We start from the raw sequence: 12,262 nt of genomic DNA on the forward strand, positions 1-12,262 counted from the left end.
GTAGTAATCTATTGAAATACCATAATTCCCGATCGGTATATGGATTATGAACGATACCCGACCGCTAACCGAAACCAATCGTCACGATCGCTCGACCATCTCCATCGCTCGCCTTCAACCTAAAATTACTGCTAATCCGATCGAAGTGGCGATCGCCGATTGGCAAATCATTAAACAACGCGATCCTGCCGCCCGAAATTGGTTAGAAATATTATTTTGTTATCCTGGTTTTCAGGCAATATGTTGCTACCGATTATGCCATTGGTTGTATGGTCTGGGAGTGCCATTTTTGCCGAGAATTATAGCTAATTTGACTCGATTTTTTACAGGAATTGAAATTCATCCGGGTGCGACAATTGGTAAAGGGGTATTTATCGACCACGGTACGGGAGTTGTCATTGGCGAAACTGCAATTATTGGCGATGGCGTTGTTATTTATCAAGGCGTAACGCTCGGCGGTACTGGTAAAGAAACTGGGAAACGCCATCCCACCCTGGGCAATAATGTCTTGGTAGGCGCGGGAGCTAAGATTTTAGGCAACATTCAGATTGGCGATCGCACCAACATCGGTGCGGGTTCGGTTGTATTGAGAGATATTCCCAGCGACTGTACGGTTGTCGGCATTCCTGGACGCGTAATTCGCAATGGTAGCCGGACGATCGATCCAACTCAAAACCTGGAATATTTACCAGATCTCGAAGCGGAGGTCATTAGTAAGTTATTCGATCGCATTAAGAGTTTAGAACAGCAAGTTCGAGATCTCGACGATCGACTGCATCCGCCTATTGAAGGAGAGCTAAAAACCTCTCATCTTCGGGATGTAACGGAGACAGATCGAGAGATCGAAGACTTTCTTTATGGTGCGGGGATCTAATCGGTAATAGTAATAATTTGGGGTGAAAATAATATTTATGAAAATTGCAAGTAACATTACCGAATTAATCGGTAAAACACCACTAGTCAGACTCAATCGCATTCCTCAATCGGAAGGTTGCAAGGCAGAAGTTTTGGTCAAACTGGAAGGGATGAATCCCGCCGCCTCAGTTAAAGATCGAATTGGGGCGAGCATGATTCACGCAGCAGAAGCCGCAGGGCAGCTCGTACCGGGCAAAAGTATCATTGTCGAACCAACTTCTGGGAATACTGGGATTGCCCTCGCCATGGTTGCCGCCGCCAAGGGTTATCGGCTGATTCTGACGATGCCAGAAACCATGAGTTTAGAACGCCGAGCCATGCTCAAAGCCTATGGCGCACAGTTAGAATTAACCCCAGGGGCTGAGGGAATGAAGGGAGCGATTCGTCGCGCTCAGGAAATTGTCGCTGGATTGCCCAATGCTTTTATGCCCCAGCAGTTTAACAATCCTGCCAATCCTCAAATTCACCGCGAAACCACAGCCGAAGAATTGTGGGCTGATACCGATGGCACGATCGATATTATCGTTGGTGGGGTCGGTACTGGCGGTACGATTACGGGTATTGCTGAAGTTATCAAGCCCCGCAAACCGAGTTTTAAAGTTGTGGCTGTCGAACCTGCCAATAGTCACGTCTTATCTGGCGGTAATCCAGGAGCGCATAAAATTCAAGGGATTGGCGCGGGATTCGTGCCAAAAGTGCTGCGGACAGATCTGATTGATGAAGTAATTCAGGTGACGGATGATGAAAGTATGCGCTTCGCGCGGCGGTTAGCCAGAGAAGAGGGACTTCTGTCGGGGATTTCATCGGGAGCCGCTTTGTGGGCAGCAATTCAAATTGGCAAACGCCCAGAAAATGCCGATAAGCTAATTGTGTTCGTTCAACCCAGTTTTGGCGAACGCTATCTCAGCACGGCATTATTCCAAGATTTGCCAGATGTAGAAGTCGTTCAGTTACCTTCGCTAGCTACTGTTTAAGCGATTAGTAACGCTCACGATCGTGTCCTATCTTGCAAAACCCCGCATCTTTACAGGTGTGGGGTTTTGCGGCGATCTCTCAACAGATATAAAATAGGAACAGCCGATCCCACCAAACTACAGATCGATAAATTTGCTGCGTGGAGACTGTGGATGTGGGGTGTAGCTAGTTAACCTGAGTTCGGGTTAAAGATATCGGCTTCGTTCTAGTATCGCCTCCGATTGAAATCGGGGCTGGTGTTGCAAAGTCCGCCTACGCGGACTAAGAAAATCAGTCCACGTAGCGACGCATCGAACGGAAGGGAACCTGCACGTGATTTCAGTCGCAAACCGTCGGAAAACATAGGCGTGCGCGCACCGCTACGCGGGCTAGGAAAATCAGTCCGCGTAGGCGGACTTCGTATCGTTAGCCCCGATTTCAATCGGTGGCGGTACAGGAACGAAGCTGACTCGACCTCGCCGTACCTCCAAGCTATCAGCATTAACCACTATTCACCATTCGCCATCTGCATGGAACTAGATCGTGACTGACTCATTACTCCAACAGCCTATCGACCCGATCTTACCTGCCAACGAAACCGAACGGTTGGCGGCACTGCATCGCTATCAGATCCTCGATACGCCTGCGGAAGCGGCATTCGATCGCATCACCACGCTGGCAGCGCGACTATTTAAAATACCCACCGTGCTGATTTCGCTGGTGGATGAGTCGAGAGCTTGGTTTAAGTCTAGCATTGGCTTTGATGCGCCTGAAGTGTCGCGTCACGATACAATTTGCAACTTTGCCGTCTTAACCGATGAGCCACTGATCGTTCCCGACACCCGACTCGACGATCGATTTAGCTGCAATCCGTTCGTGCAATGCGAACCGGGAATGCGATTTTATGCGGGTGCGCCCCTGATCGATCGAGATGGCTTTAATCTGGGTACGCTGTGTCTGCTCGATACGGTGCCCCACGACCCCCTCACCGCCGAGCAACAGTCCACCTTGGTAGATTTGGCGGCAATGGTAGTCGATGAGCTGGAACTACGATTGGCAGCGCAGCAGATCGCTAGAGTCGATGCTGCATTGGTCGAAATTACCCAAGGTGTGGCGCGGGTGACGGGTGGGGATTTTTTCGATGCACTGGTACGGCACTTTGCCAAAGTTTTGGGCACCGATTACGTTTACATTGGCTTGGTAGAAGGCCATGAGCCGAAAATGATGCGCACGATCGCTACCTGCGATCGCGGTAAAATCGTTGATAATCTCGAATATCGGCTGCAAGATACGCCCTGCTGGGAAGCGATCGAGCAACGTAAAATTTGCTGTTATCCGCGCAACGTCCAGGCACAATTTCCCAATGCGCCATTGCTCAAACCGCTCTCGGTCGAAAGCTATGTGGCGATTCCGTTCTATGGTTTTGATGGTAATGTGCTGGGGTTGCTGGGAGTAATGGATGGGAAACCGCTAGAGCACGTGCATCTAGCCGAATCGTTACTAACGATCTTTGCCACTCGGATTGCGACAGAGCTAGAGCGTCAACAACACGAACTGATGCTTGTCGAACAGACGCGGCTGCTAGAAGCGGTCTCCACGGGTCAGCCGCTAGATGAGTGTCTGAGTGCGCTGTGTCGCTCGATTTCCAAACTCAGCCCCAGCACGCGTGCCTGTGTGCTACTGACCGACAATCGCCGACTGACGTTTTGGCGATCGATTTCCCCAGATTTCCCACCGTCTTTAAGCCAAGAACTCACAGATGCACCGATGGGCGAGCTGGAGATGGGGACGTGTGGTATGGCTGTATATTGCGATCGGCCTGTCATTTGTACCGATATTGCGACAGACGATGGCAGGTCGCAAACATGGCGGGATTCATGTATCGCGCACGGCATTCGGGCTTATTATTGCCTACCGATCGTGGGAATTGATAATTTACCCCTCGGTTCGCTGATGTTGTGCTTTAATGAAGCCCGATTGCCAACCGATTGGGAATATAAGCTGGGTGAATTTGGCACTAAAATTGCCAGTATCGCACTCGATCGCAATCGCTCGATCGAGCACCTGCGTGAAAGTGAAGAACGTCTAAATTTGGCACTTACAGCCGCAGATATGGCAACCTGCGATGCAGATTTGTCCACGGGTCAAATCGTCTGGTCTGCCCAACACATCCAGCTTTTGGGCTACGATTCAGCTACTGTTGGCGAACATAGCATCGAGATTTGGTGGAACCGCGTTTATCCTGACGATCGCGCGGTGGTGAAGCAGGCGTGGGAAACTGCCCAACGGGATCGATCGATCTATTGCTGCGAACATCGGTTCGTCCGTCCCGATAGCGGGCGCGTCGTGTGGGTATCCGCCACCGGACGATTCCTCGACAACCAGGCAGGGGAAGGGATGCGGTTTGTCGGGGTGATGTTTGATATTAGCCAACGCAAGCAATCAGAAGCAGCAAGCCAACTGGATCGAGAGCGACTTGCCTTCGTGCTCAATACCACTGGAGTCGGGCTATGGCTAAACTCACTCCCATTCGGCGCACTCAATTGGGACGAGCGCACCAGAGAACTATTTTTCTTGCCCCCTGATGCGGAGCCGACGATCGAATGGTTCTGGAGTTGCGTTCATCCCGACGATCGAGAACCAACTCGTCTGGGGATGGAAGTTGCGCTGCGAGATCGCACCTTATACGAGATCGACCACCGAGCGGTAAACCCAGATACGGGCGAAATTCGCTGGATTAGGTCGGCTGGCAAGGCAACTTACGCTTCTGATGGCGCACCAATCTCTTTTGACGGCATCAACTACGATATCACCGAACGGCAAGTCGCCGCAGCCAGTCTAGCGCAAAGTAACGCCCGATTTGAGTCAGCGATGCTAGCAGTGCGTGGGATGGTGTTCGAGTGGAATCTGCAAACGCAAAAAATGTACCGCTCAGAAGGATTGTTCGATCTACTTGGCATTCGGGCTGAAGATGCACCGCCAACGAACGAGTGGTGGACGGAGCGGGTGCATTCCGACGACCTAGAGCGCATCCAATCGGAGTTTCTGGCAGCTCCAGCGGGAATCGAGCGGTTTGAAAGCGAATATCGCGTCCGTCATGCCGCAGGACACTGGATATACGTCTCGGATCGGAGCTATTTCCAGTACGATTCGCACGGACAACTGCTGAAGGTCATTGGTTTTAACACCGACATCACCGATCGCAAACGTGCAGAGGAAAATTTACGTCAGAGTCAAGCACTCGCACAACGACAACTGAGTGAGATCGAAGCAATTTATCAAACCGCACCCATCGGTCTGGCAATTCTCGATCGGGAGTTGCGCTTTATCCGCATCAATCAGCAGTTGGCAGAAATTAACGGTATTGCGGCTGAAGATCATATCGGGCGGACTGTGCGTGAAATAGTGCCTGCGCTAGCAGATGAAAACGAACCACTCTTGCAAAGCGTCTTGACTACCGGAAAGCCACTACTGAATATCGAACTTAGTGGTGAAACAAAAGCTCAACCAGGAGTTTGCCGGACTTGGATCGAAAATTGCTATCCACTCCAGGCTGAAACCGGACAGATCGTGGGAATTAATGTCGTCGTCCAAGAAATTACCGATCGCAAACGCGCTGAAGCAGAACTAGCACGCGTCAATGGGATCTTAAATGCCACGATCGACGGTACCGCAGATGTGATTTTTGTCAAGGATTTACAAGGAAAGTATATTGTTGCCAACGCCACCGCAGCCGAGTGGCTCGATGCTACTGTTGCCGACATCTTAGGTCGAGACGATACGAGCTTATTTCCACCAGAGATCGCTCGCCATATCATGAGTGTGGATCGACAAATCATGGAAACGGGCGAATCGCTCGTCTATGAGGAAGAGGTGCCCAAGCAAGGCAGCCTCAGATCGCTCCTATCGGCAAAATACCCATGGCGCGATCCTCACGGGCAGATCGTTGGGGTCATCGGCATTTCACGAGATATTACCGATCGGAAACGTGCTGAAACGGCATTACTTGAGAGTGAAGAGCGATCCCGCACTTTAGCAGATAATATCTCTCAACTTGCGTGGATGACGGATGAAAACGGCTGGATCTTCTGGTAAAACCGCCGTTGGTTTGAATATACGGGTACGACGCTAGAACAGATGCAGGGTTGGGGCTGGCAACAAGTACATCATCCCGAACATGTCGATCGTGTTGTCAATCGAATTCGCCACTGTTTTGAAACGGGTGAATCTTGGGAAGACACATTCCCAATTCGAGGTCGAGATGGTACATACCGCTGGTTTTTGTCTCGTGCGGTGCCGATCCGCGATGAATCGGGGCAAATTATCCGCTGGTTTGGCACCAATACCGACATTACCGAGCTGCAACAAGCCGAAGCAGCTCTAGCCGAACGTAACAAGGAGCTAGATAGCTTCGTGCATACTGTTTCTCACGATCTCAAGGCTCCCCTCCGGGCGATTTCTAACTTATCCCAATGGATTGAAGATGATTTAGAAGATCGGTTGCCACCAGAAAATCAGCAACAGTTACAGCTCCTGCGCGCCCGCGTCAAACGGATGGAATCGATGATTGAGAGTCTGTTGTTATACGCCCGCGCAGGGCGACAAGAAGCTCGGTTAGAAACCTTCGACCTGGGCGAACTCCTCGGCGAGATTATCGACTCTCTCGCCCCGCCAGAGAGCTTTAGAATCGAGATCCAGCCCCCGTTGCCAACGCTGAAGACCAAACGCCTATTTTTGAGCCAAGTCTTGACCAACTTAATTAGCAACGCCATCAAGCACCATCCTTCGGAAATGGGGCATCTGCATATTTCGACGATCGACCATCCCAACTACCATGAATTTATCGTCCGCGATGACGGTGCTGGGATCGCCCCAGAACATCACGAAAAAGTCTTTGATATCTTTCACACGCTCAAAGGCAAGGACAATAGCGACAGTACGGGAATTGGTCTGGCGATCGTCAAAAAGATCGTCGAAGCAGAGGAAGGCACCATTCGGCTAGAGTCCAGCTTGGGACAGGGCACAATTTTCTACGTTACCTGGCCAAAAAGCGATCGTGAAGATTAACCGATCGCCATAAGTACGGGAGAAGTACGAGAGTTAAATCAAACTCGATGTTGAATTGTAAAGAAATGCAAATATAATTAAACTGAATAAAGAATTCAGTAGAACGTCGATCGTATAGGGGTAGTACCAATAGATGCGTGTAGCCATTGCAGGAGCAGGTTTAGCCGGACTAGCTTGTGCTAAATATTTATCAGATGCCGGACATACCCCGATCTTGTTTGAGAGTCGGGATGTGTTGGGCGGTTTAGTTGCGGCTTGGCAGGATGAAGATGGCGACTGGTATGAGACTGGGCTTCATGCCTTTTTTGGGGCTTACCCAAATATGCTCCAGTTGATGAAAGAGCTAGGCATTGAAGACCATCTGCAATGGAAGGAACACGCGCTGATTTTCAATCAGCCGGAGAAGCCAGGGACATACTCATATTTCAGCGTGCCGAATATTCCCGCGCCGTTTAACGTAATTGCCTCGATTCTCAAAAATAACGACATGCTCACCTGGGAGCAAAAAATTAAGTTCGCGCTCGGCTTGTGGCCAGCGGTCTTGCGGGGACGGAAGTATGTCGAAGACATGGACAAGTATAGTCTGTTGGAATGGCTGCGGTTGCAGGGCATTGACGATCGCGTCAATTCGGATATTTTTATCGCCGCATCTAAAGCTCTAACGTTTATCAATCCGGAAGATGTCTCGGCAACGATTCCCTTGACGGCAATTAATAAGTTTCTCAAGGAACGCTACGGCTCCAAAATTGCCTTTCTAGATGGGTCGCCGACCGAACGCTTGTGTCAGCCTATCGTGGAGCATTTTCAAGCCCGTGGTGGCGAAATTCGGATGGAGCGACCGCTCAAACAAATCGTGCTGAATGATGATGGTACCGTTAAGCATTTTGTGATGCGGGGGCTAAATGGTGAGGCAGATGAAATCGTGGTGGCGGATGCTTATGTATCGGCGATGCCTGTAGATGTTATCAAAACTTTGATTCCGGAACCTTGGCGGGAAATCGAATTCTTTGAGAAGATGCAGGGTTTGGAGGGCGTACCAGTAATTAACTTGCATCTGTGGTTCGATCGCAAGTTAACCGACATCGATCATCTGCTATTCTCGCGATCGGATATTCTCAGCGTCTACGCCGATATGAGCGTAGCGTGCAAGGAGTATGAAGACCCGGATAAATCGATGCTCGAACTGATTGTCGCCCCAGCTAAAGATTGGATCGACAAATCTGACGACGAAATCGTCGCGGCAACGATGACCGAGCTAGAACGCTTGTTCCCTCAACATTTGACTGGAGATAACCCAGCTAAATTACGTAAATCGAAAGTCGTTAAGACACCCAGATCGGTTTATACTGCATCTCCAGGACGACAAGCTTGCCGACCGAGCCAATCTACGCCAATTGCTAATTTCTTTCTTGCTGGTAGCTATACGATGCAAGAGTATCTTGGGAGTATGGAAGGTGCTGTGCTTTCTGGTAAGCTGGCAGCACAGGAGATTGCGAATTATCAGCCCGTAGTAGCAAAACCACTCGCTACTGCAATTTAGGGGATGACAAATGCAACTGGTGCGGAGGGTTCTTCCGCGCACGTTGCGCCAAGCAAATGAGCGGGGATAGGCAATAGGGTGGAGGGCAGACTGTGGCTGGCGATCGCAAGATGCGGATCGCTACTGTGGCACCGCCTCGACCCTAGAGTTGTCTCGAAATAACTACTGTCCCCCATTTTGACCATCCCTCAGTCCTATCCCCTAGTCCTAGTCCCTAGTCTCGTGCAAATGCTGCAACTGGAAAAGTCCCTACCGATCGTGACAATGCTAACATCGACCGAGGAATCGTACGAACTCTGTCGCCGAATAACTGCTGAATACGGCAAAACCTTTTATTTGGCGACACTATTGATGTCAGTCCCCAAACGGCGGGCGATTTGGGCAATCTATGCCTGGTGTCGCAATACCGACGAGCTGGTGGATGGGGCAGACGCTGATGAAACTACTCCCGCCACCCTCGATCGCTGGGAAGCTCAATTAGAGCGGATGTTTAGGGGTATTCCCACCGATGAGTGCGATGTCGCACTAGTCGATACGATCGCCAGATTTCCAGATTTGGACATTCAACCGTTTCGGGATATGGTCGCCGGACAGCGGATGGATTTACGCAAGAATCGCTACAATAGTTTTGAAGAGTTGTCGCTGTACTGTTATCGGGTCGCTGGTACGGTCGGACTGATGTCTAATGCGATCGTGGGTGTCGATGAGAGCCAATTTACGGCACCTTGGAACGGTCTAAATATTCAAGTTCCCACCGAGCAAGCTGTGGCTTTGGGAATTGGCAAACAATTGACGAATATTCTCCGCGATGTCGGTGAAGATGCCGAGCGGGGTAGAATTTATTTACCATTGGATGAGTTGGCTTTATTTAACTACACCGAGCAAGATTTGATGAATCGGGTGGTTAATGATAATTGGCGCGCTCTAATGCAGTTTCAGATTCAACGCGCTCGGAAGTATTATCAACAAGCCGAAAGTGGGATCGGTCGGCTCAGTCCTGACGTGCGTTGGCCCGTATGGGCGGCTTTATTGTTATATCAACAGATTTTAGACTCGATCGAGCGCAACGATTATGATGTTTTCAATCGCCGTGCTTATGTAAGTACGCCTAAAAAATTATGGTGTTTGCCCGGTTCGTTTATTCGATCGCAGGTTAAATAACGATCGCTAGCAATTAGCATTATTTGAGGGCACTTTCAGGCGATAGTTTCTGTCAGTAATAGTATCCTTACTAACTTTTATTTGTTACCGATAATTTATCGTTAGCCGATCTTCGATCTGTCTTGGAAACCCGAGGCAGACAATTTATGCTGAGTTGGATAATTTAGCTCTAAAGATCTGAACGATCTAAACCCCTTGTGGCCCTCACCCCGCCAGCTCCTGCGGTTCTGGCTCCCCTCTCCCAAACTTGGGAGAGAGGCTGGGGGTGAGGGCGATATGATTCGGTTAGCAAAAGAAATTTTTGTAAATCGGATTGAGGATGAGAGTAGCCGTGAAAATATTTATCAAAGTAAATTACTAAATGAAAACCCCGATTCAAAAGTCTGACTTCGTGCTAACACCATACATGAAGAGTGACGATTTACGAGCGACTTATCAAATTTTAAATACTGTCGTTCCTTACGTGTGTTTATGGTTTTTAGCAGTTAAAGTGGCTGCAATTTCTATTTGGTTGCTACCGCCGATTATCGTGCTGATGACTTTATTTTCATTGCGGTGTTTTTCGCTCATGCACGACTGTGGACACTATTCACTATTTAGTTCCAAACGGGTCAATCGAATAGTCGGGTTTTTGCTGGGTATTATCAATGCAATTCCTCAGTATCCTTGGTCGCGAGACCATGCCTACCATCATAAAACTAATGGAAATTGGGAACGCTATCGCGGTGTCGCTGACTTTCTCTCGACCGAAGAGTTTGCTAAGCTCAACGAAAAAGATCGCCGCACTTATGCATTCATCCGACAGCCGATCATGGCGATTCCTGGTGGATTTTTCTACCTAGCGATCGCGCCACGACTAGCACTCATCTTAGGTATCTACGATTTGCTCCGCCATGTAATTACTTGTCGTCAGCAACAACCAGCGATGAGTTTATCAGCAATAATTTCTAATCACAAATCGAAGCATTGGCAATCGAGTACTGAATTTTGGGATTTACTGTTAAATAATATTTGTGTAATTGGTAGTTGGATTGGATTGAGCTATCTGTGGGGAGCCAGTTTCTTTTTAAGCGTGTATTCGATCGTGCTAACTTGTTCGGCAGTTGTGTTTATCTGTGTCTTCTTCGTTCAGCATATATTTGAAGACTCTACCGCTCATAAGACTGCAAGCTGGGACTATTTACAAGGCGCGATCGAGGGGAGTAGCTATTTAGATTTACCACCCTTGATGAAGTGGTTTACGGCTAACATCGGCTATCACAATATCCATCATCTGTCCGAGCGCATTCCCAACTATCATCTCGAAGCTTGTCATCAGCAAAACAGTCACCTGCTAACCAACGTTAAAACCCTCCGCATGGGCGATATGCTCGACTGTGCTAAGTATATTCTGTGGGATGCCGATTCCAATAGCCTCGTCTCGATCGAGTCATTTCTACAAACTACCCGTTTAAATTCAGTGGTAGAATTATCCCCCTCAACGATTGCGATGACGATAAAATAAGGTGTTGAGAATTTATACTGATGAATTTATTATTATCGCTCTTGGGATTGCTGCTGGTAGGGTTATCGATTGCGATCGCGCTGTATCTGATGACGGCGCGTCCTTATCAATCTGCCAATTCTGTGGCCACTTCTTACGATGAGTGGACGGAAGATGGGATTTTGGAATTTTACTGGGGCGAACACATTCACTTAGGTTATTACGGTGCGCCACCACAGCGGCGAGATTTTCTCCAAGCTAAAGCTGATTTCGTCCATGAAATGGTGCGGTGGGGAGGCTTAGATAAGTTGCCTGCTGGTACTACCGTGCTGGATGTGGGGTGTGGGATTGGCGGTAGCAGCCGAATTTTGGGTCGGGATTATGGATTTGCCGTGACGGGAATTACCATTAGTCCCGGCCAAGTTCAGCGCGCTCAAGATTTGACACCAGCAGAACTCAACGTCAAATTTCAGGTCGATGATGCGATGGCTTTATCGTTTCCCGATGCTAGTTTTGATGTGGTATGGTCGATCGAGGCTGGCCCGCACATGCCAGATAAAGCTGTGTTTGCCAGAGAACTACTGCGGGTACTCAAGCCAGGTGGGGTGCTGGTTGTGGCAGATTGGAACCAACGCGACGATCGCCAAATTCCGCTCGCTGGTTGGGAAAAACCCGTGATGCAGCAATTGCTCGATCAGTGGTCGCATCCGGCGTTCTCTAGTATTGAGGGCTTTTCAGAGCTGTTGGCGGCTACAGGCTATGTAGCGGGGCAGGTAACCACCGCAGATTGGACGGAACAAACTTTACCTTCGTGGTTGGATTCGATCTGGCAAGGGATCGCCCGTCCCAAAGGATTGGTGAGTTTTGGGGTGGCTGGATTTATCAAATCTTTGCGGGAGGTGCCGACGATTTTATTGATGCGGTTGGCGTTTGGGGCGGGATTGTGTCGATTTGGGATGTTTCGGGCGGTGCGTGCTGAGGTTAGCAGCGAACCCACTACAATTTCGACGGGACGCTCGATCTCCATGGGTCGAATGTAACTGAAACAGCATTTATTCCCGCGCTCTACCCTTACTCCGGCGAGCTTCTAACACTAGTACTAGGCGGCGCAAGTTAGGTTACTGTTTCACACACCCAACACC

General features: G+C 49.4%; 8 protein-coding genes and 1 pseudogene. All 9 read left to right on the top strand.

All coding sequences use genetic code 11. The annotated features are described in order from the left end of the window. Positions 1-46: 46 nt before the first annotated feature. Positions 47-874 carry a serine O-acetyltransferase gene (gene cysE, locus C7B77_RS12500; RefSeq protein WP_106304931.1) on the top strand — a complete coding sequence of 276 codons (828 nt, stop codon included), beginning with the start codon at positions 47-49 and terminating at the stop codon, positions 872-874. 37 nt (positions 875-911) lie between these two features. After that, positions 912-1,889: a cysteine synthase A gene (gene cysK / locus C7B77_RS12505; RefSeq protein WP_106304934.1), complete on the top strand. Its 978-nt coding sequence runs from the start codon at positions 912-914 to the stop codon at positions 1,887-1,889. Positions 1,890-2,412: 523 nt separating this feature from the next. Beyond that, entirely contained in the window at positions 2,413-5,964 is a 3,552-nt protein-coding gene (locus C7B77_RS12510) for a PAS domain S-box protein (protein WP_106304936.1), read from the top strand. A gap of 12 nt (positions 5,965-5,976) precedes the next feature. Continuing rightward, positions 5,977-6,240, top strand: a pseudogene (locus tag C7B77_RS31710) (PAS domain-containing protein); the annotation flags it as partial. A gap of 42 nt (positions 6,241-6,282) precedes the next feature. Continuing rightward, entirely contained in the window at positions 6,283-6,936 is a 654-nt protein-coding gene (locus C7B77_RS31415) for a sensor histidine kinase (protein WP_342761353.1), read from the top strand. Between the two features lie 133 nt (positions 6,937-7,069). Continuing rightward, positions 7,070-8,476 carry a 15-cis-phytoene desaturase gene (gene pds / locus C7B77_RS12520; protein WP_106304942.1) on the top strand — a complete coding sequence of 469 codons (1,407 nt, stop codon included), beginning with the start codon at positions 7,070-7,072 and terminating at the stop codon, positions 8,474-8,476. Positions 8,477-8,704: 228 nt separating this feature from the next. Beyond that, a complete protein-coding gene (locus C7B77_RS12525; RefSeq protein ID WP_106304945.1) occupies positions 8,705-9,637 on the top strand; it encodes a phytoene synthase in 933 nt (310 codons plus the stop codon). A 361-nt stretch (positions 9,638-9,998) separates the two neighbouring features. Next, positions 9,999-11,141 carry a fatty acid desaturase gene (locus tag C7B77_RS12530; RefSeq protein ID WP_106304948.1) on the top strand — a complete coding sequence of 381 codons (1,143 nt, stop codon included), beginning with the start codon at positions 9,999-10,001 and terminating at the stop codon, positions 11,139-11,141. Between the two features lie 20 nt (positions 11,142-11,161). After that, on the top strand, positions 11,162-12,160 hold the full coding sequence (locus C7B77_RS12535) for a methyltransferase domain-containing protein (protein WP_106304951.1): 999 nt from the start codon (positions 11,162-11,164) through the stop codon (positions 12,158-12,160). Positions 12,161-12,262 lie beyond the last annotated feature (102 nt).

Origin of the sequence: Chamaesiphon polymorphus CCALA 037 (assembly GCF_003003845.1) — a bacterium.
In the GTDB taxonomy this organism is placed as follows: Bacteria; Cyanobacteriota; Cyanobacteriia; order Cyanobacteriales; family Chamaesiphonaceae; genus Chamaesiphon; species Chamaesiphon polymorphus.

What these genes read in the sequence shown, in the direction of transcription:
- cysE (WP_106304931.1), top strand. Translation starts at nt 47, where the DNA reads ATGAACGATACCCGACCGCTAACCGAAACCAATCGTCACGATCGCTCG.
- cysK (WP_106304934.1), top strand. Translation starts at nt 912, where the DNA reads ATGAAAATTGCAAGTAACATTACCGAATTAATCGGTAAAACACCACTA.
- pds (WP_106304942.1), top strand. Translation starts at nt 7,070, where the DNA reads ATGCGTGTAGCCATTGCAGGAGCAGGTTTAGCCGGACTAGCTTGTGCT.
- C7B77_RS12525 (WP_106304945.1), top strand. Translation starts at nt 8,705, where the DNA reads ATGCTGCAACTGGAAAAGTCCCTACCGATCGTGACAATGCTAACATCG.
- C7B77_RS12530 (WP_106304948.1), top strand. Translation starts at nt 9,999, where the DNA reads ATGAAAACCCCGATTCAAAAGTCTGACTTCGTGCTAACACCATACATG.
- C7B77_RS12535 (WP_106304951.1), top strand. Translation starts at nt 11,162, where the DNA reads ATGAATTTATTATTATCGCTCTTGGGATTGCTGCTGGTAGGGTTATCG.